Source organism: Endozoicomonas sp. YOMI1 (genome assembly GCF_024606345.1).
GTDB lineage: Bacteria > Pseudomonadota > Gammaproteobacteria > Pseudomonadales > Endozoicomonadaceae > Endozoicomonas.
Genome location: NZ_JAHHPM010000305.1, coordinates 21,053 through 46,856 on the forward strand (window position 1 = coordinate 21,053; position 25,804 = coordinate 46,856).

Here is a 25,804-nt window from a genome sequence, read left to right on the forward strand (position 1 = left end):
AATAATTTTCTTTTATGATTTTTTGAAATAAAAAACAAACAAAAATTTGACGAATCCATTTTTTGGTTATTTACTGAAATAATAAGAAGTAATTTAATTTCGAAAATTTGTATCTACGCTGTAATAAATTAATCGGATGACAAGGATCGTCGTCTTATGGAAACAGCTGAGCAGGTACTCATCATTGAAGACGCGGAGCAGCGTCGGCATGACTTCAGCACTATTTTGCAGTTCATGGGCTATCACACAGTGGCTATCGGTGCAGCCTACTGGGAAGATGCCGTTAGTGCTTTTCCTCCGGAAACCTTCAGTGCACTATTTCTGGGTGATTTTTTACAGGCAGAAAGTTCCCTGCAGGGAATGCTTTCCAGAGTTCAGGGCTGGTGTGGTGGCGTTCCGGTCATCCGGATTGCGGAGTCACTGCCAGACAATCTGTCGTTAGCACTTGCCAGACAAATCATTGCACGGGTTGACTGGCCATGCAGTAAGCCTCAACTATTATCCAGTCTGCATTATGGTCAGGTCTACCGTGAGCAGTGGCGCCAGGCACACCAGACTGGTTATAACCAGCAGGTGCAGTTGTTCCGCGGACTGGTTGGCAAGAGTGAGCGTATCCGGAAAGTTCGGGCAGCCATGGCCCAGGTGGCGGATCGGGACGTCAATGTTTTGATCACCGGTGAGTCCGGCACGGGAAAAGAAGTGGTTGCCCGCAATCTTCATGAACATTCCTACCGCAGAAGCGCGCCTTTCGTCCCGGTCAATTGCGGTGCTATCCCCACAGATCTGTTAGAAAGCGAGCTCTTTGGCCATGAAAAGGGTGCTTTCACCGGGGCTGTGACCAGTCGCAAGGGACGGTTCGAGCTAGCCCAGGGCGGAACGCTGTTTCTTGACGAAATAGGCGATATGCCTCTGCATATGCAGGTTAAGTTGCTCAGGGTGCTGCAAGAGAGGACGTTCGATCGGGTTGGTGGAACAGAGCCCATTGAAGTGGATGTTCGAATTATTGCTGCAACCCACAAGAATCTTGAAGGTATGATCACTGAGGGAAGCTTCAGAGAAGATCTTTATTACCGTTTGAATGTCTTCCCCATTGAGATGCCTTCTCTTAAAGAGCGACCTGAAGATATTCCGCTGATGATTAATGAGCTGACCCATAATATGGAGAAGCAGGCCAGGGGATCAATTCGACTCAGTTCAGCGGCAATATTATCCCTTTGTCGGCATGACTGGCCGGGAAATGTCCGGGAAATGGCAAATCTTCTGGAGCGTCTTGCGATCATGTATCCCTATGGGGTTATTGGGGTTCAGGATCTGCCAGAAAGTTTCTGCCACCTCGATTTGATCAGCCTGGAAGATGATGGTGTGGCTGATTTATTTCCGGACAGTATTCAGCCAGCCGGTGCTGCCACTTCGGAAGACCTTGCAGTACTGCCTGTAGGAGGGTTGAACCTTAAGGAATATTTGACCCGACTGGAAAAGAGTTTGATTCAGCAGGCGCTGAGTGACTGTAATAGTGTTGTTGCCAGGGCTGCGGACAAGCTGCAGATAAGGCGAACGACCCTGGTGGAAAAAATGCGCAAGTATGGCCTTCAGAGATATGAGGATTCTGTTAAAACCTGATATTCAGTGATGTAAAAAAATGGCTACATATTCTTGTAGCCATTTTTTTTGATAGCAGTCTATTCTCGGTCAGCCTCCTGGTAGTACCAATAACGAAATTCATTCTCAGATTTACTGAGTTGACCAATGCTTTCTGGTTTTTGTTTCTGTATTGTTCGGTTGTACTTCGACTCCCTTCTACTGCTTGCCGTTTTATTGTTCGATAATTGTCGTTGATTGGTTTCCATATTAGTCCTCTCTTTGAATATTTAATGAATACGCTAATTGACATCATGTGATGAGCTGGTTCTTCTTCCTTGCCTGTTTTGTTGATTAAATGATGCCATTTTTGTGTCACTGTAAAGTGACACTGTCAAATAACTATCTTTTTAGATAGTTCAAAAAAGTGTTCAAGATATTTTCAAAGCAACCGAAAATTAATCTATGTCAAAAAAATAGCGAATTGAAATTGGTGTTGTTTTAGAAAATTGTTAAAAAACAGGTGGTTGTGTTTTTTCATTTTTCTTTATGTGTTCTTTTGGGGTTTGGTGGCTGTTTTTATTTTTCAAATCAAAGTTGGCATGTTCATTGATATGTATATTTTGTCGTTTTTCTATATGCATTTCCTGAGCAATTGAAAAATTAAAGTGGGAACGATGGCGCAAGCAAAGAAAAGAGTGATTGCGGTTTCAGGATGTAAAGGAGGTGTCGGTAAAACCGTAGTTGCAGTAAACCTAGCTCTGGCTATGACAAAGCTGGGTCAGCGTGTCGTTTTGATGGATGGTAATCTTTCTGTACCAGATGTTGAGTTCAACCTCGGGATGAACAACGATGGTTTAAAAAAACAATTGTCGTCTGATTTTATTTTTTCATCTCCTGCTGAAGGCGAGTTAGCTAATGAGATCTTCAGCCATCAGCAGAAAGGACTATTGGATGGTCCTTCAGGTGTAAGGGTATTTACACCGGCTGCTCAAGGGGACTGGAAAGACAGTATTCAAATTATTCAGGCAGTAGAGCTGATTCAGGACATGGATGATCTTGCTTCAGATCTGGATACTTTGATTATTGATACGGCTCCGGGCCTGGCCCCGGATAATGTAACTCTCATTCAGGCAGCAACAGAGGTAGTCGTTGTTGTCAGCCAGGAAGACGTGTCTGTTATTGATGCTGTTCGACAGATAAGGCTTCTGTATCGGGTTTTCAATGTTCACCAGTTTTATATTGTTGTTAATCTGGTAAGCAGCAGAAGAGGCGGTGCTAAACAGTTTGAGAAGCTACAGGAGTATCTGAAAGACGACAAACAGATAGTTTTAAGCTATCTGGGGGCAATTCCACATGATAAGACTGTAAGTGAAGCGGTATTAAAGCAATCGGCACTGTTGACTGTCAGTCACGATTGTCGGGCTGCAAGAGCGTTTCACAGAATTGGACATCAGCTATCAAAATTACCGGTGCCTGAGCCAAAAGGTCGTATAGAATTCTTTTTGCCTGGTAGGATCAAGGAGAGGATCTAATCATGACAGAGACCGCACAGGATGTGCAAACTAAGTCGGCACAAGCTAAGTCGGCGCAAAAAAAGACATTGAGCATGGAAGAGATGGTGGTAAAACATCGCTCATTGGTAAAAAGAATTGCTAATCACCTTGCCGCAAGAATGCCTGCCAGTGTTCAGATTGATGACCTGGTCCAATCAGGAATGATTGGGTTGCTTGAAGCAGCCTCAAAATATGATGCATCCAAAGGTGCCAGTTTCGAAACGTTTGCGGGTATTCGAATTCGTGGAGCAATGCTGGATGAAATTCGAAAAGGGGACTGGGGTCCAAGATCAGTTTATCGAAACAGTCGCCGTATTACTGAGGCGGTTCAGGTTGTTGAAGCCAAACTGGGAAGAGATGCCCGGGATGCTGAAGTCGCCAAAGAGCTTGATGTGAAAATTGATGAGTATTACACCATTCTGAGTGATTTGAGAGGGTGTCGTCTTTTTAGTTACGAAGAGTTATTTGATAGTGAAGAATCAAGAATGCAGGCTCGCTCAGGAGACAGAGGGCCCTCTGCAGATATTCAGGAAGAAAAATTTAAAACAGCCCTGATTGAAGCCATTGATAAGCTGCCAGAAAGAGAAAAGCTGGTATTGATGCTTTATTACGATGAAGAGATGAATTTGAAAGAGATCGGTAAAGTATTAGGCGTCAGTGAATCAAGAGTCAGCCAGATTCACTCTCAGGCTGCACTGCGTTTAAGGTCGCGGCTGCAAAACTGGCTGAGTTAACGTCTCAGCCACGCTGTTTTAACAGTGCAGTGACAAAATATGGTCAAGCGTCGGGAAACTGATCGTTTTCTTTTTGATTTTGACAACGTTCAGTTGAGTTGACCTGTTTTCAGAAATATATGCTGGTTATATGCTGCATTGCTTTGAACACATTTTTTTTAGTTTCTTATTGTTCCAAGTGGGTGGGTCTTAGCTCCATATAATTCTTTTATTAAGTTGTTTAATAACGGACCTGCATTATATGAAATGGACTTCTATCTCGGCTGCCATGCTGTTGTCGGCACTCTCCTTTATTCTTCCGGCTCAGGAAGAAGCACCAGAAGCAATAAATGGTGTTATTACCATCAATACCCACCAGGCAAAGCGCCTTCATGATATTGGCGCACTCTTTATCGATGTGCGCCCCTATCAACAGTGGCAATATGGACACGTAGACGGATCTCACAGTCTTGATCTAAGGGGTGGGTTTCGTCAACTATTGGTTCCGGGGGTTCTGGAAAAAGAGACTCCTATCGTGATCTACGGTAACAGCACATACCATATGAGAGGGGCCATCGGCAGTTATCTGGCCGCATTATGGGGTTATGAGCGCGTGTTTTTCCTCAGGGACGGTTATTATTCTTGGTTGGCCTTGGATTATCCGGTGACATTGAAGTCTGATGTCGTGGGTGAGTCCTACACAACAGGGGTTATGGCGCAGTAAAAAACGCCAGGCTTCCCACAAAGACTTTCCTTTTGTGCCCATTTTATAAATACCCTCTATCTTCACTTTCTATAAGGGAGTGAAGATCGGTATGCCCTGAGAACTTTCCGGGCTTCTTCAATGCTTGTAATGAACGGTATTTACCCCCGCAGTCAGCAAAATTTCCTGATATAATCGCCAACCGACGCTATTCAGGGACATCGTAGAAAGCAGGGCTTTTAATGCTCATGGCTGTTTTCTTATGGCTGTGCTGCTTTGCGAATCAGGGTCTCGGCGATACACGCTTTTGGTGATTGTTAGAAGATTCAGGAGTTCGCTTTGCTTAATGTGGTTCAGTTGAGCTGTGAGCGGGACGACAGGCTGCTGTTCAGTAACTTGTCCTTTCAGCTTGGTAGTGGAGAAATACTCCAGATTGAGGGGCGAAACGGTGCTGGAAAAACATCGCTGCTTCGTATTATTGCTGGCTTTTCATCCAGTCTGAGTGGGGGTATTTTCTGGAACGACCAGCCTTTATCGAAAGTGTATGCTGACTTTCGTCTTGACTGTTTTTTTCTTGGCCATAAACCAGGGCTGAAACCTGACCTGACGCCCCTTGAAAACCTTGTCTGGCGAGCCAGGCTGGCCAATACCATCATCAATCGGGAAGTATTGCTCTCTGCCCTTGATCGAGTGCAGCTTGCCGGGTATGAAGATATTCCCTGTAGCCATTTATCGTCCGGTCAGTTAAGGCGGGTAACTTTTGCCGGTCTGATTGCCAGCCCGGCACGGCTCTGGATTCTCGATGAGCCATTCACTGCAATTGATATTGAAGGTGTCTCTTGGCTGGAGAGACTCTTTGATGAGCACACCCATCGGGGAGGGATGGTGCTGGTTACCAGCCATCAACCATTGAATGATCGCCGGGGGAAACTGCGTAAGTTGAATTTGGAGCGCTTTGCCGAAGAAAGGATTGCTGATGGCAATAGGGGGGAAGATGTCTAACGTTGACCAGCCATCCATGCGTGGTTTTTCAGCCTGCCTTGCCCTGATTCGCCGGGACCTGACGCTTACTTTTCGCTCACCCGGTCAGGCTATTAATCCCATGGTGTTCTTTCTGATGGTGGCTACTTTATTTCCCCTTGGGATTGCACCGGATCGGGAGGTGTTATCAGAACTGGCGGCTGGCGTTATCTGGATTGGTGCTTTATTGGCTGTTTTGTTGTCGCTGGACTCATTATTCAAAAGTGACCAGGACGATGGAGCATTGGACCAATTACTGATGTCGCCACACCCGCTGCCCTTACTGGTATTGGCCAAGGTGTTCAGTCACTGGTTGACCAGTGGTTTTTGTTTGACACTTATGGCGCCATTGCTGGCCATCATGTTACATCTGCCATCAGAAGCTTTTTACCCTCTTATGATTACGCTGCTACTGGGAACACCAGTGCTCAGTCTGGCGGGAGCCATTGGTTCTGCATTAACGGTAAGAGTTCAACGTGGCGGCGTGTTGCTGACCCTGCTTGCGTTACCGCTTTACATACCGGTACTGATTTTTGCCACAGGAGCCGTTAGTGCTGCAATGCAAAACATGCCGTATACAGGCCATATTCTCTGGTTGGCTGTGTTCCTGATACTTGGGATATGTCTGGCACCGCTGGCGATTGCCGGGGCATTAAGGGTGATTAATGAGTAATGAATATGTTTGATATGGTTAAGAAACTTGCATTTATTCAGGCAATTTCTTGAAAAGTTAAGAAATTTCCAGCACTCTCTGCCTGCAGAGAATCCCTGCAAAATCAGGTTGCATTGGTGGCGGCCTCAGGTAAGTAGAACAAGAGTATGAACTGGACGTTTTTTCATAAGTTGGGTTCTCCCAAGTGGTTTTATGATATCAGCGGTAAGTGGTTGCCCTGGCTTCAGGTGTTATCCCTGGTGCTGATATTGGTGGCGCTTGTCTGGGGGCTGGCGTTTACCCCTCCGGATTACCTGCAGGGCAACAGTTACCGAATCATCTTTATTCATGTACCTGCTTCGTTTCTTGCCCAGTCGGTCTATGTGATGATGGCAACGGCTGCTGCTGTGACCCTGATCTGGAAAATCAAACTCGCTGATATGGCGCTGAAGGTCATGGCACCTATTGGGGCTTCCTTCTGCATACTTTCTCTGGTTACCGGAGCCATCTGGGGGCAGCCGACCTGGGGAACCTGGTGGGTATGGGATGCACGTTTGACCGCCATGCTCATTCTGCTCTTTCTCTATATCGGCATTATTGCCCTGCGTGGTGCCATCCACACAACAGAAGCGGCCGCAAAAGCCTGTTCCATTCTCAGCCTGGTAGGGGTTGTCAACATCCCGATCATCAAGTTTTCGGTGGATTGGTGGAATACCCTTCATCAGGGCGCCACATTGAAGCTCACTGAAAAACCATCCATGGCCGCTGAAATGCTGTGGCCCCTGTTATTGGCCATTCTCGGGTTTTATCTGTTTTTTACCCTGGTCATGGTGCTTCGTCTACGTATAGAAATTATCAGTCGTGAAAGAAAGACCCGCTGGGTAAAAGAGCTGGTGAGTTAATGTCTATGTATTTTGACAGTTGGAGCGGTTTTCTGGCCATGGAGGGGCATGGACTCTATGTCTGGAGTGCCTACGCCATCGCATTGGCAGTGATTGCTTACAATCTGATTGCGCCGTTGATGGCAAAGCGTCGGGTTATTGTACAAGTGAGAAGACAGGTGCGATTGGTCCAAAGAAAAGTGATCGTGAATGAGGTCACTACAGGCAGTGGTGATGACACTGAGAATCGCACTGAGCGACAGGAAGAAGGCCTGGAGTCGGTAAAGAGGAGTGCCCAATGAATGCAGTTCGCAAACAGAGATTAATACTCGTATTACTGCTGCTGGCAGGCGTTGGGGTGGCAGTGGCGCTGATGTTGTTTGCGCTGCGTGAGAACATTAATCATTACTTCTCTCCTGCTCAGATGGCTGCCGGTGAAGCTCCGGTAGGTCAGCGGATGCGCGGTGGTGGCCTGGTTGTTCCGGGTTCCGTTGAGCGCGATACCGAAAGCCTGAAGGTAAGCTTTCGCATCACTGATGGTGCCGGAGAAGTGACGGTTCACTATGAAGGTATTCTGCCTGACCTCTTTGTTGAAGGCTCGGGTGTTGTTGCCCTGGGAACGCTCGGTGATGACGGTGTTTTTGCAGCGACGGAGGTCTTGGCCAAGCATGATGAAAACTACATGCCGCCGGAAGTTCAGAAAGCCATTGATGAGGCACATCCGGGTTACACAAAGCCGACGGTACAAACCACTGCTCAAAGTGAGCTGAGGAGCCTGCAAGATGGTAGCTGAAGCTGGCCTGCTGGCTCTGATTATTGCATTGTGCCTGAGTCTTTTGCTCAGCGTTTTTCCGCTGGTGGGCAGTTATACCGGTAATATCCGTTTGATGAATCAGGCCCGCTCCCTGTCCTGGGGATTGTTTGCCTTTGTTGGCTTTTCGTTCTTATGTCTGGTCTGGGCATTTGTTACCGACGACTTTTCGGTGGATTACGTAGCCAGGCATTCAAACAGTCTGCTGCCAGTACAGTATAAAGTCAGTGCCACCTGGGGAGGACATGAAGGGTCGTTGCTGATGTGGGTGCTGATCCTTGTTGGCTGGATGGCGATGGTTGCCGTTAAGAGCGACCGCCTGCCTCCTGAGTTGTCCGCCAGAGTGCTCTCGGTCATGGGGATGGTTACCGTTGGCTTTTTGCTGTTTACTCTGCTGACGTCAAACCCGTTTAACCGAATTCTGCCTTTCCCGCCGGAAAATGGTGCTGACCTGAACCCACTGCTTCAGGACTTTGGCCTTATCGTTCATCCTCCCATGCTGTACATGGGATACGTTGGCTTTGCCGTTGCCTTTGCCTTTGCCATTGCCGCACTGTTGGGTGGGCAGCTTGACACCGCCTGGGCCCGATGGGCAAGACCATGGACGACAGTGGCCTGGGTTTTCCTGACCCTGGGGATTTCACTGGGTAGCTGGTGGGCGTATTACGAGCTTGGCTGGGGTGGCTGGTGGTTCTGGGATCCGGTGGAAAACGCTTCTCTGATGCCCTGGCTGGTGGGAACGGCACTGATGCACTCTCTGGCAGTGACAGAAAAACGCGGTCTGTTCAAGAGCTGGACGTTGCTGCTGGCCATCTTTACCTTCTCCTTGAGCCTGCTGGGCACGTTCCTGGTTCGCTCCGGCGTGCTCACCTCGGTCCACGCCTTTGCCAATGATCCGGAGAGAGGGGTCTTTATCCTCTTTTATCTGATGATTGTCGTCGGTGCATCGCTGACGCTGTTTGCCCTCAGGGCTCCTGAGGTGCGCAGTCGTATCAGTTTTTCCATGGCATCCAGGGAAACGCTGCTGCTGGTCAATAATATTTTGCTGACCGCCAGTGCCGCTACAGTACTTCTGGGAACCTTATTCCCGCTGCTGCTGGAATCCCTCGATATGGGCATGATTTCGGTAGGGCCTCCTTACTTCAATTTTGTTTTTGTCCCAATGGCCATGTTGCTGGCTTTTGCCCTGGGGTTTGGTGTTCTGCTCAACTGGAAGAACGGTTCCGTCAAATGGCTGATCAGCCAGACCCGATGGATTTTGCTGGTATCCATTATTGGTGGTTTAGGGTTCAGCCTGTTCTATGGTGACGCTTTTGCAAAGAATTTCCTGATCGGTGAAGTGCTGGCCATGGCCCTGGTGCTGTGGATCGTGCTGACCATGGTCCGGGATATTCTGAATAAAACCCGAAACACCCGGGCAAAAGCCGGGCTGGTTGATGCATTAAAGCGGTTGAAACCAGCGTATTACGGAATGCATCTGGCGCATCTGGGTCTGGCAGTCACCATCGTTGGTGTCGCCATCACCAGTGGCTACAGCAGCCAGCGTGATTTACGGATGGCTCCCGGCGACCGGGTAACTCTTGGTGAATATCAGTTCCGTTTTGATGGTGTCAGTTTACAGCACGGCCCAAACTACACCTCCGACTATGGGTCTGTCACTGTATACGAAAATGGTCGTCAGATAGCGTTGTTACACCCTGAGAAGCGAATCTATGCCGCTCAGCAAATGCCTATGACCGAGGCTTCCATTGACCCCGGATTAACCCGCGATATTTACGTTGCCCTGGGTGAACCATTGGGTGATGACGGCAGCTGGGCACTGCGACTTCATATCAAGCCCTTTGTCCGCTGGATCTGGCTGGGCTCCCTGTTTATGGCACTGGGTGGTGTTGTGGCGATCTCAGACCGACGATACAGGATGAAAGTTCGTCAGAAAGTGAACACATTGAGGCCATTTGGCAATGAGGGAGTCGCCAGCGCATGAAGCGACGTTTGCAACTGTTTTTGCCGCTGGCAATCTTTCTTGGGCTTTGCCTGATGTTTTATGTGGCACTGTTCCGGGAGAACCCGGGAGAGCTGCCATCTGCCCTGCTGGATCAGCCTTTGCCGACCTTTGAGCGGTCAACGGTTAAGAATCCTGACAGAACAGTGACCAGAGAGAGCCTGCTGGGTGACGTTGCCCTGATCAACGTCTGGGCTACCTGGTGTCCTGCCTGTCGTGTCGAGCACCCCTATCTGGTGGATCTGGCCAATAAAGGCGTACCCATTTACGGTGTGAACTACAAGGATGATCAGCCTGAAGCCAGAAAGTGGTTGAAGACGCTGCATGACCCTTATCGTTTCAGCATCAATGATAAAAGTGGTTCACTGGGCATTGATCTGGGGGTTTACGGTGCACCGGAAACCTATTTAATCGATCATCAGGGCGTTATCCGTTATAAGCATGTCGGCATTGTTGATGCCAATGTGTGGAAGAATGACCTTGAGCCCAGGTTCAGGCATTTGCAAAAAAAAGTGCTCAAAGCACGGGTAAATCATCATGAAGGGGAGGCCAAATGATAAAGCGCATAACCTCCCGGTTGATCATTGTGCTGTGGACCCTACTGTTTATGGGCACGGCCTATGGCGTTATCGACTCCTATAAGTTTTCGACACCGGAACAGGAACAGCGTTTTTTCGAGCTGACCAATGAGTTGCGTTGTCCGAAGTGTCAAAACCAGTCCATAGCGGATTCTAATGCGCCCATTGCCCAGGATCTTCGGCGAGAAGTCCACCGCCTGTTAAATGAAGGCGCAGACAACCAGGCAGTTATCGATTTTATGCTCGCCCGCTACGGTGACTTCGTCCTCTATAAACCCCGTATTTCAGGGGTGAATCTTGTGCTCTGGCTTGGGCCTCTGTTGATGCTGTTGGCCGGTCTGGCAGTACTTGTTGTTGTAGTTCGCAAGCATAAAGCGACTGTTTCGGAATCGGCACACGTGGCTCCCGATGGACATAACGCAGAAGAAGAGTTACTGGATAAAAAGCTGAATAGATTTCTGACAGACTATTTGAGCACACACTCATCAGAAGATAATAAAACGGATGGTAAAGAGTAATGATGGAGTTCTGGTTAGTAGCCGTATTGCTGATTGCCATTGCCGTGCTGATTTCGGTCTGGCCATTGATAAAGCCAGCAGTGTCAGCACCGGATGATAGTGAGTCTGAAGAGTCTGCAAACGTCGCCAGTTTCCGTGACCAGATGGCAGATCTGGACTGGCAGCTGCAACAGGGGCTGGTGTCAGCAGAACAAGCGGAAAGGCTGAAACGGGAGTTGAAGAAAAAACTGGCTGATGAGTTAGGTGATGAACAGCCAGTGAGCGCATACTCCCTGTTGAAGAAGCCGGGGTTTGCACTGCTGATTGCACTGATTGTCCCTGTGTCCACTGTACTCCTTTATTTTAAGCTGGGTGCAACCACCGAGATTGCTGTGGTAAACGCCATGAAAAATGGCAACCTCAATAGCGAGCAGGTGGAAACCGTCCTTAAAGGCTGGGTGGCCAAACGACCTGAGAATAATCAGGCGCTGTTCATGCTGGGCAGCCATTACCTGAGAGCAGGCAAGCTGGATGAAGCGGTTAACACCTATCGGCACCTTGCCAGCATCAGTAATGACCATCCCCAGGTAACCGCAGAACTGGCCCAGGTGCTGTTTTTAAACAGCAATAATGTGGTTACACCTGAAATTCGCGAACTCTATCAGCAGACACTGCTGAAAGATAACCAGAATACCACAGCATTGGGATTAAAAGGGATTGATGCCTTTGCCAATGGTAACTACCAGCAAGCCATTACCGCCTGGCAGCTGGCGTTGACCCATGAAGTAGATCCCGAAGCCCGGCAGTCATTGAGTGCGGGTATTAATCAGGCACGTTCACTGCTGGGTGATACCGTGGTTGCCATTCGGGTCGTGATTGATCTGGCCCCTGGAATGGGTGGGTTGCCAGATGATGCGCGGGTGGTGGTTTTTGCCCGCCCGGCCGGGGATGCCAGACAGCCTCCGGTGGTTGCTGTGCCACTGAGTGTTGGAGACCTCCCGAGGGAAGTTTTGCTTGATGATAACAGTGCCATGATGATGGGTGGACAGCTGTTGTCATCAATAGACAGTCTTGATATCACCGCACGGATCAGTCTCACTGGCAATGTGATGTCCCCTGATTATCAGGTGCAGGCAAAAGGGGTGAAAACCACGGTAACTGAGCCCATCAGGCTGACATTTACGCCAGCGGGTTAGAATATTCGCTGTTTATCAGCGTTTGAACTAAAGAACCGCAAAACAGTCTCAAACTATCAGAAATACTGGAAGTTGCCTTTTTCATTTCGGAAAGGGCCACTTTTCTAATTACTGTGGTAATGTGTGAGAACTGGTTTGAAAGAAATAACTTCAAACAAACGATTCGCTATGACAAGGAACCGGAGCCCAAAGCAACATGCTATAAATGGTGGTTTTACCGGAGCATAAAGCCCCATAGTGTGAACTATTGGTCAGTATTCAGGCTCATACATCGTATACCGAGCCGGGCCCCGACAGTGAAGAGCTAAAGGAAACGATGCGTTTAAAATCCATCAAACTGGCCGGATTCAAATCGTTTGTGGACCCCACAACGGTTCACTTTCCCTCCAATATGTGTGGGGTTGTAGGCCCCAATGGTTGTGGCAAGTCAAATATTATTGATGCGGTTCGCTGGGTAATGGGGGAATCGTCCGCCAAGCATTTGCGTGGCGAGTCCATGACCGACGTCATTTTTAAAGGGTCCAACAGCCGTAAGCCTGCCAATCAGGCGTCCGTAGAGCTGATCTTTGATAATAACGAAGGGCGGGTCACCGGAGAGTTTGCCGCTTACCAGGAAATCTCGGTCAAGCGTACTGTTAACTCCGATGCCAAGAACACCTATTTTCTCAACGGCAGCAAGTGTCGCCGTAAAGATATTATGGATATCTTCCTGGGCACCGGTCTTGGGCCCAGAAGTTATGCCATTATCAGTCAGGGCATTATCTCCAATCTGATTGAATCCAAACCGGAAGAGCTTCGGGTATTTATCGAAGAAGCAGCCGGAATCTCCCGCTACAAGGAGCGCCGGCGTGAGACGGAAAATCGTATCCGCCGGACCAATGAAAACCTTGAACGACTGACCGATCTGAGAGAAGAGCTGGGGCGCCAGCTTGGCCACCTGCAACGACAGGCTCAGGCGGCGGAAAAGTACAAAGAGTACAAAGCCGAGGAGCGGCTGAAAAAGGCCCAGCTGCAGGCATTGAAATGGCAGACCATCAATACCGGAGCCCAGTCCCAGGAACAGGCCATCCGTGAGTTCGAGGTTCAGCTGGAAGCGGCGATCAGTCAACAGCGTTCAGCGGATGCCGCCATGGAAGATGATCGTGTCCAGCAGATGGAGCTGAGTGATCGTTTTCATGAAGCGCAATCCAGCTATTACGGCACGGGCAATGAAGTCACCCGTATTGAACAGACCCTGCAGCACCGGGAAGAGCGGGCCAAAGAGTTGAGTCGCGACCTTGAGCAGGTGGAACACAGCTGGGAAGAAGCCCGTGAACAGCTGGCGGATGATCAGCAGCAACTGGAGGCTTTCCAGGAAGAACTGATCGAATTGGAGCCGGAACTGGCCATGCTGCAGGATCAGGAGGTGGACTCTGGTGATGCCCTGACTCAGGCAGAAGAAGCCATGCAGCGATGGCAACAGGAGTGGGATAATTTCAATCAGCGATCCCATGAACCAAAGCGAACCGCTGAAGTTGAGCAGTCCAGAATCAATCATGCCGAGCAGGTGATGGGGCGCTTGCAGGAACGGGAAGGTCGCCTTAAGGAAGAGTCTGCCGCGCTTGGTGGGACTGAAGACCAGGAGGAAATGACGCTCCTGTCGGAAAAGCTGACCGAACTGGAGTTGACAGCAGAAACCGTCGAGCTGCGCATTGAAGAGTGTGTTGAAGCGGTTGAGCAACAGCGTGATCAGGTGCAGAACCTGACGGCGGAGCTGGAAAGCAACCGGGATGAACTCAGCATGGTGCGAGGGCGTCATGCTTCTCTTGAGGCTTTGCACCAGGCATCACTGCATCAGGACACGGACACCATTGAGTGGCTTGAGCAACACCAGCTCAATAAGCACACCCGTCTGATGGATAAGCTGCAGGTAGATGCTGGCTGGGAACGTTCGGTTGAAACCGCACTGGGCGACAGCCTGCAGGCCGTGTGCCTGGATAGCCTTGATCCGGTGGCTGATGCGCTGGGTGCCCTGGAGCAGGGATCACTGGTACTGCTGGAGGCTGGTTCAGCCCAGCAGCACGCCCCTTCGTTAAGTGAGCTGCCACTGTTGGCTGACAAAGTGATCATCGGTCAGGAAGCTCTGCCTCTATTGGCTGGAATCTATGCCGCAGATTCACTGGAAACCGCGCTTTCCCTGCGCTCAAAACTCCAGGCTGGTGAATCGATCATTACACCGGATGGTATTTGGCTCTCTTGCGGCTGGCTTCGGGTTAACCGGGGGGTTGATAATAATGCCGGTGTTCTGGAACGCCAGAAAGAGATGGACGCTCTGGGTGACAGGCTCACGACCCTGGAAGAAAGCAGCCTGCTATTGAAAGAGCAGCTGGAAGGCGCAAGGGCAAAGCTCGAGCAGCATGAGACTCAAAGAGAGCAGCTGCAGAAGCAACTGTCCGATCTCAACCGGAAACAGGGTGAGGTTCGGGCGGATCTTGGCGCCCGAAAGGTCCGGTTAGAACAGTTTTCCGAGCGCCGTCGACGCCTTGAACAGGAGCTGCAGGAAGTCAGGGAGCAGTACGGGCTGGAGCAGGAGGTGATTGGCGAGTCCCGCATGCGCCTGCAGGAAGCACTGGACCATATGGAAGAAGACATTGGTCGCCGGGAAGCGATGCAGGAGCATCGTGAGAAACTTCAGGCCCGTCTTGAAGAGGTGCGTCATCAGGCTCGTTTTGATCAAGAGCGGGCCCATCAACTTGCCCTTCGTCAGCAATCCATCAATACCCAGATAGGCTCTCTGAAGGCAGCGATTGAGCGTTTAAGTCAGCAGTCTACCAAACTCCGGGAGCGACGGGAGTTTCTCCGGGAGTCCATGTCTGAATCCAACTCACCAGAGGGGGATCTGCGGGAACAGCTGGAGGAAATGCTGGCCAGGCGCCTAGAGCAGGAAGAGATGATGCAGCAGGCCCGGATGGCGCTTGAAGAAGTGGAGCAGCGGATTCGTGCTGGTGAGAAGGTTCGTCACAGTGCTGAGCAGCAGGCGCAGAAAATTCGCGAACAGTTGGAAAAGCTGAGGATGGACTGGCAGGGCATGCAGGTTCGTCGAACGACACTGGCTGAACAGCTGAAAGAAGATCAGTTTGATCTGGCAACGGTACTTGAGAACCTTCCGGATGACGCTTCTGAGCAGCAGTGGGAGCAGGAACTGGAACGGATTGTCGCACGAATTGAGCGTTTGGGCGCAATTAACCTGGCGGCTATTGAGGAGTACGAAACCCAGTCGGAGCGCAAGCAGTATCTGGATGCCCAGAACGATGACCTGGAGTCAGCCCTGAATACCCTGGAGAATGCCATTCGCAAGATCGACAAGGAGACCCGTCAACGGTTCAAGATGACTTTCGATAAGGTCAATACCGGTCTCCAGGAGTTGTTCCCCCGGGTATTCGGCGGTGGTCAGGCATATCTGGCTTTAACCGGAGAAGATCTGCTGGATACCGGAGTGGCTATAATGGCTCAGCCTCCGGGCAAGAAAAACAGCACTATCCACCTGCTTTCCGGTGGTGAAAAGGCACTGACGGCTATTGCCCTGGTATTTGCCATCTTCCAGTTGAACCCGTCGCCCTTCTGTATGCTGGATGAGGTTGACGCCCCTTTGGACGATGCCAACGTTGGGCGGTATGCCAAAATGGTGTCTGAAATGAGTGATAAAGTGCAGTTTGTTTACATCACTCACAACAAAATCGCCATGCAGGCTGCCAGTCAGCTGGTGGGTGTTACCATGCATGAGCCTGGCGTGTCCAGACCGGTATCGGTGGATATTGAGCAGGCGGCGGCAATGGCTGAGTTGTAAGTGGGATGCTTAAGGGTTGGAAAAATAAGCTATGACATTGACATTACGCAGTTTATTAAGAGCATAAAGTAAACGTTCATGGCTTAATTTGTTATTTTTTTATTGTAATATTGCAACGTTGGCCGATTGCAGCAGTAATTAAAGCAGATGTGATAAATGACAGTGGTCTATTTTTCATAATAGTTAATGTCATAAGGTGTTATCACAGGGAAGCAAACTGCATTCGGGCGTTGTTTTCAAGGTCTACAGGGCAGCAAGGACATGAGTTTGCGAGATTGGCTAATACTCATAGGAATACTGGTAATCGTCGGCGTATTGGCTGATGGTTATCGCAGGATGCGACTGGCCAGAAAAAGGTCATCGGAAATCAGCTTTGGTCTGGAAGAAGTCAAAGGCTATGACGATGATTTTTCCAGTGAACTGCCCAATGGTGGTGCCCGACCCAGTGCGCTTAAAGGAAGCACTTTGAAAGATAGCATTCTGAAAGAAGGATTTGCCAGAAAAGATCCTGGCAGATCCCGTGTTGAGCCCGGGTTTTCTGGGGATGACTATTTCGCTGGCTACCCGCAAGAGGGTATTGAAGAACCGCCTGTTTACTCTGAGTCGACGAGACAGCGCCATCGTCAACCTGAAGAAGCTGAACGACACGTTGAGCAGAGTGCCGCCGGGGATTCTGCAGCCGGGGAAAACGCGAGAGTTCAAAGGACGCTTGATCTGGATGAGCCTGTTCCGGTGCTTATGAATCTGGACGAGTCACAGCAATCCTCAAGAAGTAAACGCTTTTCATCTGCTGAGGATAATTTACCAACTGAAGGCTTTTCACGGGCTGAAGGCTTTTCACGGGCTGAAGGCTTTTTACGGGCTGAAGGCTCTGACCGATCTGTTCGCTCACGCGAAACATCCAGACTGGATACCGGGCCAGAAGAGTTTGTCGGTCGTCCAAGAGTGGCATCCAGTCAGGGGAAGTCCTCGATTCAGGAACGTGACGTTTCGGCCAGAGAGAGTTCAAACCCACAGAAAGAACTCAATCTGGGGGGGCGTGAGAAGGCTGAGAAGTTAAAAGACCGCCCGCCCGCCAGTGAAGTGATCGTGATCAATGTGCTGTCAAAAGGCGGCGGCATTTTTGCCGGTGACCAGTTGATGCAGTCCATGCTGGCGTCAGGCATGCGCTTTGGGGATATGTCGATCTTCCATCGATATACCAATGCCGATGGCACTGGAAAAATTCTGTTCAGCATGGCCAATGGCGTAAAGCCGGGTACCTTTACCATTGATAATCTGGAAGCCACCGAAACACCGGCTTTGAGTCTGTTTATGAGTCTGCCGGGGCCGGAAAAACCCATGCAGGCCTTTGCCCTGATGGAAGAGACAGCCCGTCGTCTTGCCCTTGATCTGGGGGGGGAACTTAAAGATGAACAGTTCAGCGTGATGACTCAGCAGACCCTTGAACACTGTCGTCAGCGTATTCGTGAATATGAGCGAAAGCAGCTGGCGAAACAGCCGGTGCATTGATATTCCTGCGGGCGTGCTATAGCCAAAAGCCAGCAGCCTGATGTTTTCTTCAGCGGGTTCCCAAACAGAGAACCCGCTGGCCTTTGATAATTCCATGAGCATGACTTCTTCAGATATTCAACCGGTTCCTTCCCCTGAGCTTGCAGAACAAGAGATACTTCAGCTGCGTCAGCAGATCGGTGAGCACAACTACCGTTACTATGTTCTCGATGAACCGGAAATTCCAGACAGTGAATACGATAAGCTGTTTATCCGCCTGAAATCACTGGAATCTGCATATCCACAGCTGATTACTGAAGATTCTCCGACCCGGCGGGTCGGTGCTACTCCTTTGAAAGCGTTTGGCCAGGTCCGCCATGAACTGGCCATGCTCTCTCTGGATAATGCTTTTGATGAAGAAGATCAGGCGGACTTTAATCGCCGGGTTAAAGAGCGGCTGGACACCACTGAGGACATTGAATACGCCTGCGAACCCAAGCTGGATGGTATTGCCGTCAGCCTGTTATACGAAGATGGTCGTTTGGTCAGGGCGGCTACCCGTGGTGATGGCACTACCGGGGAAGATATTACCCACAACATTCGTACGATTGAATCAATCCCACTTAAGTTGATGGGCAATGACTGGCCTCGACGCCTTGAAGTCCGGGGCGAAGTGTATATGCCAAAGGCTGGCTTTGAACAGTTAAACCGGCGGGCCAGCGCCAAAGGTGAGAAGACCTTTGTTAACCCGAGAAATGCAGCAGCTGGCAGTTTACGCCAGCTGGATTCACGGATAACGGCTAAACGACCATTGACGATCTATTGCTACGGTGTTGGCGTTGTCGATGACGGAGTACTGCCAGACACGCACAGTGAGATTCTTGCCTGCCTGAAAAAATGGGGTTTGCGAGTCAGCCCCGAATTGAAAGTTGTCAAAGGTGTACAGGCCTGTGAAGACTACTATCAAACCATGGCTGAGAAACGTCAGGGGCTGCCTTACGAAATTGACGGTATTGTTTATAAAGTGAATGCCATTGCCCGGCAGCAGGCCCTGGGGTTTGTTGCCCGGGCTCCGCGCTGGGCCATCGCCCGTAAGTTCCCGGCACAGGAAGCGATCACTACCCTTAAGGAAGTGGAGTTTCAGGTAGGAAGAACCGGTGCTATCACCCCGGTCGCCCGTCTGCAGCCGGTGTTTGTTGGCGGGGTGACGGTCAGTAATGCGACCTTGCACAACATGGATGAAATTGAACGCCTGGATATCAAAATAGGCGACAGCGTCGTTATCCTCCGGGCAGGTGATGTTATTCCCAAAGTGAACCAGGTTATCCACTCCATGCGTCCTGATAATGCTCGGGATATCACGTTTCCTGATCGCTGTCCGGTATGTGACTCTGAACTGGAACGTGAAGAAGCCATATTGCGCTGCTCTGGAGGACTGTTCTGTTCAGCCCAGCGCAAAGAGGCTATTAAGCACTTTGCCTCCCGCAAGGCAATGGATATTGATGGTCTTGGGGATAAACTGGTTGAGCAGCTGGTCGATCGTAAATTGATCGCCACGGTCGCCGATCTGTTCAGTCTCACTGCCCTGGAGGTTTCTGGCCTTGAGCGTATGGGGAAAAAGTCGGCCGAGAATTTGATTAATGCCCTTGATCAGTCCAGAAAAACCACGCTTCCCCGCTTTATTTACTCACTGGGCATTCGGGAAGTGGGTGAGGCCACCGCACAGGGGCTGGCAGGTCACTACCGTGATTTGCATAAATTGATGGCCGCTTCGGAAGAGGACTTGCAAACCGTTGATGATGTTGGCCCTGTGGTCGCTGGTCATATTGAGAAGTTTTTCCGTCAGGAACACAACCGCGAAGTGATTGATGCACTTCTGGCGAAAGGTGTTGAGTGGGAATCGGAATCCTCTGTCGTAGAGGAAGGAGGTCAACCGCTTGCTGGTGAAACCTGGGTATTGACCGGGACGTTAAACACAATGACCCGCGATGAAGGTAAGGACATCCTGCAAAAACTGGGCGCCAGGGTGACCGGTTCTGTTTCAGCAAAAACATCAGCCTTGCTGGCCGGTGACAAGGCCGGTTCAAAACTGGCCAAGGCTGAGAAGCTGGGAGTGCGTGTCGTCACTGAAGATGACTTTATGCAGATGAGGCAGGCCTGGGGCGTGTAGTGCCTGCGGCAATTTGATGTGAGTTGAATCCGATCACAGAGTCCCGATCAACTCTTAAATGGGTCGGGACTGGATGCACTAAGAAAGGTATATCTATTCCTTGGTGATCTCTGTGGTTGAAATTATCACCAGCGAAGGATGGTGGCTGAATGTCAAACCTGAGCCGAAAGCTGTTTATTTTGATCCTGTCTGCCGTGCTGGCAGGCTGTGCCGGTAATGCACCACCCGAGAAGCCCCACAATCTTTGCAGTGTCTTCAAGGAAAAACGCGGCTGGTATAAAGACGCAAAAAAAGCCAACCAACGCTGGGGTACCCCCATCCAGGTCATGATGGCCATTATGTATCAGGAATCATCTTATCGGCACGATGCCCAGCCGCCAAGGCCATGGTTCCTTTTCATTCCATTACCCCGTAACTCTTCCGCTTATGGCTACTCACAGGCGCAGGATGGCACCTGGGATCAATATGTCAGCGAAGCCGGAGGTTTCTTCCCCAGCCGCGAAGACTTTGGCGACGCTATTGACTTTATTGGCTGGTATACCCACAAGTCCCGCAAGCTGAATGGCACTTCACTCTGGGCCGCCGATCAGCAGTACCTGAATTACCATGAAGGCTGGAACGGTTATCGCAAGGGAACCCATAAGAAAAAGAAATGGTTGTTAAGCACTGCCAGCACAGTAAAGCGCAGAGCCAGTAACTATGGTGAGCAATTGCGCCGCTGCAACCTGTAATGGATATAGAGGGTAACAGACGTTAACAGATCATTGGTCTGGGGCATTGAATCGTCGGATTGCCCGCTCACCGGTGGGTGTTTGATATTTTGAAGTGTTGAAGTAAAGCTTCGGAACCTTTCCAGCTTTATTTTGTCTGACCAAGAGAACAGGTATTCAATAAAGGTAGTACTTATGATTCCTTCTTCTTCATTACCAACCCCTTCGACATTGGATCTACCGGAACTTTTCCAAGAGACCAATGTTGTTACCCCTAAAAATGTTGACACCGCTAAAACCGTTGGCCTTGATAATCCAGAGACCCATGGTGCTCCGGCTAAACCGTTAGTTGCCTATTCCATTGAGTCTTCTGATGATGAGTTTGAAGGTGATGATAATGGTATTCTAAAGCTGGAAACTGTTGGTTATCAATGGGTTACCATAAACAGGAATGTTCAAGCTGTAGAGCTGGATGGTAGTTTATGCCTTGTTCATGTTCCTGATAATGGTAAGGGTTATGTAGCCTGGCATATGGAGGCCTTAGATTTTAACTTTTTACTGAACCCCAATCCGCGATTCTCGACTATGGCTACGATGTTGCTTTGTCCAGAATTACCTCGTGTTGCTGAAACTAAAGCTAACCATTGGAAGGAGGAAGTGCAGAAAAATCCTGGAACCACCTATTTATGTGGTCCTGTTGCTGATGAGCCGGCACAGAATTTTTTTAATGTTGATCCAGTTAATGTCGTCAGAACTGAAAAAGGCCCTGTCTCAGTTACATTTGACATTGCTACTCGAAGTTTTCACACAAATTATCACGGCCGGGCATAGCCAGTCATGAAATTTTTGTAGACAGATAAACGTCGCTGACAAGCGGTAGAACACACCCTGTATCAAGTAAACGACAACGATCCGCATATTGTCCGCCCAGTCGACCTTGTCTGGGCGATCCTGTCCAGAATAGTGGTTCTATTTTCCTGGACAGCCTTCTGAAAGGATGATCAGACGTCCTGTTCGCTCAGGATTTGCGTCGCAACATCCTTGTGCAGAATATTCGGTGTCTGGCTTTCCTGATCAAATACGATCACCATGTCTCCGGATTTTAAGCGGAATAATACCTGCGCTACTCGCGTTGAAAGTGCTTCTTCATAGCCATTATCCGTCCCTTCACGGCTGACAAACTCTTCGATCAGACGGTTGAGCGCTTCCCGCTCAATCATTTCATAGGGAATAATCATTGCCCATTACCTGTCACTGTTTTCACGTCAAGCTTCAGGGGTTCCAGCTCTTTAACCAGGAAGTGTTGGTTGGTGAACTCCCAGACCACATTCAGGTCCCACAGGGCGGTGCCATGGCGTCGTCCGGAGGATTCCCTCAGGTAGGCGGGTCTCGGGTCCTGGCCAAGTACCTGCTCGATCAGCAGAATCAGCTGCCTGCCGGTTCGTTGTTGATAACGCAGGCATTGGTTCATGGCCTGATCGGTAAACTTCACTTCCGCCATTGCCATTGGCAGGGGAGCAAAGCCACCCTTGGCATCAGGCAGTGCGTCGGCATAGGGCAGGTAGGGTTTGATATCGATAACGGGTGTGCCATCAAGAAGGTCTACCGCCCCCAGTTTCAGTTTCAGCTTGCCATTTCCGGATTCAATGTTGCGCAGCTCAACCACGGACATACCCACAGGGTTTGGCCGGTGTGTGGAACGGGTAGCAAAGACCCCCATGCGCTGTCGGCCTCCCAGTCTTGGTGGACGAATGGTCGGACGCCAGCCCTCATCCATGGTTTTGTGGAAGATAAAATGTACCCAGATATGTGAAAACCCATCCAGACCGCGTACCAGGTTTTCCTGGTTGTAAGGGGGAAGAAGTTCCAGTGTGGCTTCAGCGGCAGTGACAATGCCGGGCTGACGGGGAATTCCAAATTTCTGGCGGTAGCAGGAGTGAATAACACCTATCTGTTCAACGTCAAAAGGTGCTCTTTTTCGGGATGGTTCAGTCTTTTTCACAGTTGCCCGGAGTGTTCGCAAAATCCCCATATCATGCGCCTGGAATTATTGCTTGGCAACCTTCGAATCAGCAGCGGGCGAATCAGAGAGGGGCTATTGTCGCGGCGATTACAAAGATTTTTGAAACTTTTGCCGTCCAATCAAGTCGAAAGAAGCAAATCTAACAATATAGCGATGGGAAATTACTATGGATTTTAGAGTGTCAGCAACCAATGCTGAAGTTAACCACGGTGCAGTAGTTAATGATGCCGTTGTTAATAATGAGATGAGTGTCATATCAGGGCATTCACCGTCATTGGGTTCGGTTGGCAGGGTCTCTCCTGAACCGCAAATTCCGGGAGACCAAAGGCCCGAAAATGCTACAGCCTCTAATGAATCGCTGTTACAGCGAGTCGTATCAAGGGTTACAGAAACTGGTAATAATTTACGTGAGAGCGTTGACAGTGCTGTTGGCATGACTTCGAGAGGCATGCAGATGTTCTCGATGCTGGTTCAAGCCTATTATTATCGAGCTTCGCCAGAAGCTGTTGCCAAAATACTTTCTCTGGCAGGCATCTACGGGAAATTGGCACAGTATCTGGTAGCAAGAATGGATGAGTTCCAACACCTTCTGACAGGTTCTGATCAACAAGTGGCTGGGTTTATCGGTGATTTGATGAGAGTCGTAAGTCAGTACCCGGCAGGTGAACTCAACAGTGACTATGTGCTCGACCTTCTGGATGAACAAATAGCCAACTCCGGCTATCTGGATGAGATGTGGGCCAATGGTGTAGATATCAGTCATGTAAACACTGTAGGGCGTGGAACCATTTGCCAGCTGGATCGCGTTGACATTAACGGTATTGATTATGTGGTTAAAACGGTGTCGCCCAGTTTGTCAAGGAGTATAGGCGGGGATGTAGATCTGTTAACGAAGTGTATTATTCCCGCAATGGGTTTGATGAGACACTTTTCAAAAAGCGATGTTGAGGTGTTTTCCAACGCTGTAAAGACATTTGGGCAGGAAACCGATTTATCCAGAGAGCTGGTAAATACCGAAAAACAGGCAGCTGTCTTAAAGCGGTTGTCAGAAACAAAGGCCTACAGTATCAAAGTATCTGTTGGGGACCAGACATGTCAGGTACCCTTGAAATTTAAAGCGCCTGAAGTCAACGAAACACTTTCAAACAGTAATATTCTTGTTATGGAGTTTATTGATGGCTGCTCTCTGGATCGTCTGGAAGAAGTCAGTGAGAGGCTTCGTTTATGGCGGCCTGATTGGAATAATTGTGAACAGCTCAGTGAGGTGCAAATCAAGTCGATTATTAATAGCCTTTACCAGCAGGTTCTGACCGTTTACCTGGAAGCCTGGCAGCAATCCGGTTTTCTCAATGTCGACTTCCAGCCTGGCAATTTTATGATGAAACTGGAAGGTGGCGGTATTACGGTTAATTTTATTGATCATGGAAACTGTGTTGTCCTGAAAGATTTTATGGGAGCGATCAATAACGTAATTAATTATTCTCTTTTGCATGGTCTATTTGTGTTTTTCCATAATCGATGCCATGGAAAAAATCAGGCGGAAGAGAATCAGTCCCCCAGTGCATCGGATACATTATTGGTACCTTCACGTATCAGGGATTTAACTTGTATACCATTGTCATGTCGCGACGTTGAGCGAATTAAACTGCTAGTCAGTGACTACCAACGGGTCTTTAGAGAGACAATAATACCTTCAATGGATGATTTTCTGAATGAATATCAGAGGGAGCAAACAGTTGAACAGGTTTGCCTTCAGCTTTTTAACTGGTTGCAATCCAGCTGGGTTCTGATGAATGAGGATAATGATGAAAGTCGACGGGCACTACAGAGGGATGCGTTTGTCAACGACCTGCCGGTTTTACTCTATCGATTGGCTATAGGTAATGAAAATTTTAACCTGGAGGATGAAAGCCAGCTTCGAAGGAAAATCGATTTCGCATTTGATGACATTGTCCGCGATATGGGTTTTCACATGAGATTAGAAGATATCCTGCTCATACGGGTCAAAGCCCAGATAGAAGCTTTCCGAATGTTGGTATTGGAGGCTGTCCTGGGGGAGTCTTAGGGCACAAAAGACTCCGGCAGGGTTGTTTAGAGGCTCGCCACAGCTCTGGCCATTCGTGCGACGCCTTCTTCCAGAACGGATCGACTGCAGCCAAAGTTAAGCCTCAGGTAATTTTCATCGCCGAATTGCTTTCCGGGGGACAGGCCAACACCAGCCTGTGCAAAGAACTGGTGTGGATCTTCCAGTCCCAGTCCGCTGACATCAATCCAGGCCAGATAGGTTGCCTGCAGTGGTTCCATGGCAAGGCCGGGGATGTTATTGATGGCTTCCAGCAGGTAATTATGGTTACCACGCAGGTAATCCAGCAATGACTGACGCCAGGGTTCACCATGACGATAGGCCGCTTTCGCTGCAGTGTAGCCAATCAAGGTGCTGTCCCCTGACGGCACAATGCCGGTGCGAACCTGGTTGAACTGATGACGTAACTGATGATTGGGAATAATTGCGAATGCGCAGCCGAAACCGGCCAGATTAAAGGTTTTGGACGGTGACATAAGAGTCACTGAGTTGTCTCTGGCAAATTCGCTGATGGCAGCGTAGGGAATATGTTCAGCATGGCGATCAAGAATCAGGTCGCAATGCACTTCATCCGAACAAACCACAAGGCCATGCTTTTTACAGAGTTGCTCAAGCTTCTCCAGCTCTGCCCGGGTAAATACCCGACCATTGGGATTTTGAGGGTTGCAGAACATCAGTAGTTTGCAGCTGGGGGGGATTTTTTGCTCCAGACTGTCGAGATCGAGTACCCATTGGCCGCTTTGATTAATCCATGGCACACCGATTAGTTCACGTCCGGCCAGTTTGGGTGCCATAAGAAAGGGATAATAGACAGGAACGGGAGAAATAACCCCTTCGCTTTTGTCGGCATAGGCACGAACACAGACATTAAGGGCAGAGACCAGACCCGGCATCCAGACAATCCACTGTGGCTCAATATCCCAGTGATAGAGATTGCGACAGCGCTCAACGACAAGTTGTTCCAGTTCTCTGTCTGGTTCGGTGTAACCAAAAACCCCATGGTCGATACGTTGGTGCAGTGCTTCGATGATTTCAGGCGCTGACTGGAAATCCATATCCGCTACCCACATGGGGAGAACGTCAGGGCTGAAGCGTTCCCATTTAAGGCTGGAGGTTTTGGTTCGATCCACCACTTTATCGAAATCGATGTTCATTGTGCTATCCAGTGTTTGTTATGTGGGTATCTTATATGTTTGACAGATTATGCCGTTGTTATGGGCTTGCTGGTGCGGAAAGCTCGACGCCGGCATTTCAGAACTTTATTCTTTTTTTATTGTCTACGGAAAGGTATTGTTCATCAGCATAGGTACTAAT

22 protein-coding genes are annotated in these 25,804 nt (G+C 49.4%); 19 read left to right on the forward strand and 3 right to left on the reverse strand.

Annotation, left to right across the window (positions count from 1 at the left end; translation table 11 throughout):
* Positions 1-156 precede the first annotated feature (156 nt).
* From KDK15_RS10850 to KDK15_RS10935, 18 genes are all read left to right on the forward strand, one after another.
* Entirely contained in the window at positions 157-1,620 is a 1,464-nt protein-coding gene (locus KDK15_RS10850) for a sigma-54 dependent transcriptional regulator (RefSeq protein ID WP_257295375.1), read from the forward strand.
* A 635-nt stretch (positions 1,621-2,255) separates the two neighbouring features.
* Positions 2,256-3,113, forward strand: a complete 858-nt coding sequence (locus tag KDK15_RS10855) for a P-loop NTPase (RefSeq protein WP_257295376.1) — start codon at positions 2,256-2,258, stop codon at positions 3,111-3,113.
* 74 nt (positions 3,114-3,187) lie between these two features.
* A complete protein-coding gene (locus KDK15_RS10860) occupies positions 3,188-3,868 on the forward strand; it encodes an RNA polymerase sigma factor FliA (RefSeq protein ID WP_373691120.1) in 681 nt (226 codons plus the stop codon).
* A gap of 241 nt (positions 3,869-4,109) precedes the next feature.
* Positions 4,110-4,571, forward strand: a complete 462-nt coding sequence (locus tag KDK15_RS10865) for a rhodanese-like domain-containing protein (RefSeq protein WP_257295378.1) — start codon at positions 4,110-4,112, stop codon at positions 4,569-4,571.
* Between the two features lie 327 nt (positions 4,572-4,898).
* On the forward strand, positions 4,899-5,552 hold the full coding sequence (gene ccmA, locus KDK15_RS10870; RefSeq protein WP_257295404.1) for a cytochrome c biogenesis heme-transporting ATPase CcmA: 654 nt from the start codon (positions 4,899-4,901) through the stop codon (positions 5,550-5,552).
* A complete protein-coding gene (gene ccmB, locus KDK15_RS10875) occupies positions 5,545-6,243 on the forward strand; it encodes a heme exporter protein CcmB (protein WP_257295379.1) in 699 nt (232 codons plus the stop codon). Before ccmA ends, ccmB begins: the two co-directional genes overlap by 8 nt.
* Positions 6,244-6,389: 146 nt before the next feature.
* Positions 6,390-7,124, forward strand: a complete 735-nt coding sequence (locus tag KDK15_RS10880) for a heme ABC transporter permease (protein ID WP_257295380.1) — start codon at positions 6,390-6,392, stop codon at positions 7,122-7,124.
* Positions 7,124-7,405 (forward strand): heme exporter protein CcmD, encoded by a 282-nt coding sequence (gene ccmD / locus KDK15_RS21265; protein WP_257295381.1) that lies wholly within the window; start codon positions 7,124-7,126, stop codon positions 7,403-7,405. Before KDK15_RS10880 ends, ccmD begins: the two co-directional genes overlap by 1 nt.
* A complete protein-coding gene (ccmE, locus tag KDK15_RS10890) occupies positions 7,402-7,896 on the forward strand; it encodes a cytochrome c maturation protein CcmE (RefSeq protein WP_257295382.1) in 495 nt (164 codons plus the stop codon). The genes ccmD and ccmE overlap by 4 nt, the downstream gene beginning before the upstream one ends.
* Positions 7,886-9,898, forward strand: coding sequence for a heme lyase CcmF/NrfE family subunit (locus tag KDK15_RS10895; RefSeq protein ID WP_257295383.1), 2,013 nt, complete (start codon positions 7,886-7,888; stop codon positions 9,896-9,898). Before ccmE ends, KDK15_RS10895 begins: the two co-directional genes overlap by 11 nt.
* Positions 9,895-10,473, forward strand: coding sequence for a DsbE family thiol:disulfide interchange protein (locus tag KDK15_RS10900; protein ID WP_257295384.1), 579 nt, complete (start codon positions 9,895-9,897; stop codon positions 10,471-10,473). The genes KDK15_RS10895 and KDK15_RS10900 overlap by 4 nt, the downstream gene beginning before the upstream one ends.
* The gene (locus KDK15_RS10905) at positions 10,470-11,012 is read left to right on the forward strand and encodes a cytochrome c-type biogenesis protein (RefSeq protein ID WP_257295385.1); all 543 of its coding nucleotides are present in this window, start codon (positions 10,470-10,472) and stop codon (positions 11,010-11,012) included. The genes KDK15_RS10900 and KDK15_RS10905 overlap by 4 nt, the downstream gene beginning before the upstream one ends.
* Entirely contained in the window at positions 11,012-12,187 is a 1,176-nt protein-coding gene (gene ccmI, locus KDK15_RS10910) for a c-type cytochrome biogenesis protein CcmI (protein ID WP_257295386.1), read from the forward strand. Before KDK15_RS10905 ends, ccmI begins: the two co-directional genes overlap by 1 nt.
* A 316-nt stretch (positions 12,188-12,503) precedes the next feature.
* Positions 12,504-16,013, forward strand: a complete 3,510-nt coding sequence (gene smc / locus KDK15_RS10915; RefSeq protein WP_257295387.1) for a chromosome segregation protein SMC — start codon at positions 12,504-12,506, stop codon at positions 16,011-16,013.
* Positions 16,014-16,274: 261 nt separating this feature from the next.
* Positions 16,275-17,525: a cell division protein ZipA gene (gene zipA / locus KDK15_RS10920; protein ID WP_257295388.1), complete on the forward strand. Its 1,251-nt coding sequence runs from the start codon at positions 16,275-16,277 to the stop codon at positions 17,523-17,525.
* Positions 17,526-17,619: 94 nt separating this feature from the next.
* Positions 17,620-19,674, forward strand: coding sequence for an NAD-dependent DNA ligase LigA (gene ligA, locus KDK15_RS10925; protein WP_257295405.1), 2,055 nt, complete (start codon positions 17,620-17,622; stop codon positions 19,672-19,674).
* A gap of 149 nt (positions 19,675-19,823) precedes the next feature.
* Positions 19,824-20,405: a hypothetical protein gene (locus KDK15_RS10930; RefSeq protein ID WP_257295389.1), complete on the forward strand. Its 582-nt coding sequence runs from the start codon at positions 19,824-19,826 to the stop codon at positions 20,403-20,405.
* A 174-nt stretch (positions 20,406-20,579) separates the two neighbouring features.
* Positions 20,580-21,215 carry a hypothetical protein gene (locus KDK15_RS10935; protein WP_257295390.1) on the forward strand — a complete coding sequence of 212 codons (636 nt, stop codon included), beginning with the start codon at positions 20,580-20,582 and terminating at the stop codon, positions 21,213-21,215.
* A gap of 170 nt (positions 21,216-21,385) precedes the next feature.
* On the opposite strand, the gene KDK15_RS10940 is transcribed toward KDK15_RS10935, so the two are convergent.
* A complete protein-coding gene (locus KDK15_RS10940) occupies positions 21,386-21,622 on the reverse strand; it encodes a YheU family protein (RefSeq protein WP_257295391.1) in 237 nt (78 codons plus the stop codon).
* Positions 21,619-22,416 carry a tRNA (N6-threonylcarbamoyladenosine(37)-N6)-methyltransferase TrmO gene (gene tsaA / locus KDK15_RS10945; RefSeq protein WP_257295392.1) on the reverse strand — a complete coding sequence of 266 codons (798 nt, stop codon included), beginning with the start codon at positions 22,414-22,416 and terminating at the stop codon, positions 21,619-21,621. Before tsaA ends, KDK15_RS10940 begins: the two co-directional genes overlap by 4 nt.
* Positions 22,417-22,585: 169 nt before the next feature.
* Here tsaA and KDK15_RS10950 point away from each other — a divergent pair, with 169 nt between their 5' ends.
* Positions 22,586-24,472, forward strand: a complete 1,887-nt coding sequence (locus KDK15_RS10950) for an AarF/UbiB family protein (protein ID WP_257295393.1) — start codon at positions 22,586-22,588, stop codon at positions 24,470-24,472.
* A 26-nt stretch (positions 24,473-24,498) separates the two neighbouring features.
* Here the strand turns inward: KDK15_RS10950 and KDK15_RS10955 are convergent, their stop codons facing one another.
* Positions 24,499-25,644 carry a MalY/PatB family protein gene (locus KDK15_RS10955; RefSeq protein WP_257295394.1) on the reverse strand — a complete coding sequence of 382 codons (1,146 nt, stop codon included), beginning with the start codon at positions 25,642-25,644 and terminating at the stop codon, positions 24,499-24,501.
* Positions 25,645-25,804 lie beyond the last annotated feature (160 nt).

Excerpts from the sequence above, each read along its gene's own strand:
- KDK15_RS10955 (WP_257295394.1), bottom strand. The coding sequence starts at position 25,644 with ATGAACATCGATTTCGATAAAGTGGTGGATCGAACCAAAACCTCCAGC.
- KDK15_RS10865 (WP_257295378.1), top strand. The coding sequence starts at position 4,110 with ATGAAATGGACTTCTATCTCGGCTGCCATGCTGTTGTCGGCACTCTCC.
- smc (WP_257295387.1), top strand. The coding sequence starts at position 12,504 with ATGCGTTTAAAATCCATCAAACTGGCCGGATTCAAATCGTTTGTGGAC.
- KDK15_RS10940 (WP_257295391.1), bottom strand. The coding sequence starts at position 21,622 with ATGATTATTCCCTATGAAATGATTGAGCGGGAAGCGCTCAACCGTCTG.
- ccmD (WP_257295381.1), top strand. The coding sequence starts at position 7,124 with ATGTCTATGTATTTTGACAGTTGGAGCGGTTTTCTGGCCATGGAGGGG.
- KDK15_RS10900 (WP_257295384.1), top strand. The coding sequence starts at position 9,895 with ATGAAGCGACGTTTGCAACTGTTTTTGCCGCTGGCAATCTTTCTTGGG.
- zipA (WP_257295388.1), top strand. The coding sequence starts at position 16,275 with ATGAGTTTGCGAGATTGGCTAATACTCATAGGAATACTGGTAATCGTC.
- KDK15_RS10860 (WP_373691120.1), top strand. The coding sequence starts at position 3,188 with ATGGAAGAGATGGTGGTAAAACATCGCTCATTGGTAAAAAGAATTGCT.
- KDK15_RS10895 (WP_257295383.1), top strand. The coding sequence starts at position 7,886 with ATGGTAGCTGAAGCTGGCCTGCTGGCTCTGATTATTGCATTGTGCCTG.
- KDK15_RS10855 (WP_257295376.1), top strand. The coding sequence starts at position 2,256 with ATGGCGCAAGCAAAGAAAAGAGTGATTGCGGTTTCAGGATGTAAAGGA.
- KDK15_RS10905 (WP_257295385.1), top strand. The coding sequence starts at position 10,470 with ATGATAAAGCGCATAACCTCCCGGTTGATCATTGTGCTGTGGACCCTA.
- KDK15_RS10850 (WP_257295375.1), top strand. The coding sequence starts at position 157 with ATGGAAACAGCTGAGCAGGTACTCATCATTGAAGACGCGGAGCAGCGT.
- ccmE (WP_257295382.1), top strand. The coding sequence starts at position 7,402 with ATGAATGCAGTTCGCAAACAGAGATTAATACTCGTATTACTGCTGCTG.
- tsaA (WP_257295392.1), bottom strand. The coding sequence starts at position 22,416 with ATGGGGATTTTGCGAACACTCCGGGCAACTGTGAAAAAGACTGAACCA.
- ccmB (WP_257295379.1), top strand. The coding sequence starts at position 5,545 with ATGTCTAACGTTGACCAGCCATCCATGCGTGGTTTTTCAGCCTGCCTT.
- KDK15_RS10935 (WP_257295390.1), top strand. The coding sequence starts at position 20,580 with ATGATTCCTTCTTCTTCATTACCAACCCCTTCGACATTGGATCTACCG.
- KDK15_RS10930 (WP_257295389.1), top strand. The coding sequence starts at position 19,824 with ATGTCAAACCTGAGCCGAAAGCTGTTTATTTTGATCCTGTCTGCCGTG.
- ccmI (WP_257295386.1), top strand. The coding sequence starts at position 11,012 with ATGATGGAGTTCTGGTTAGTAGCCGTATTGCTGATTGCCATTGCCGTG.
- ligA (WP_257295405.1), top strand. The coding sequence starts at position 17,620 with ATGAGCATGACTTCTTCAGATATTCAACCGGTTCCTTCCCCTGAGCTT.
- KDK15_RS10880 (WP_257295380.1), top strand. The coding sequence starts at position 6,390 with ATGAACTGGACGTTTTTTCATAAGTTGGGTTCTCCCAAGTGGTTTTAT.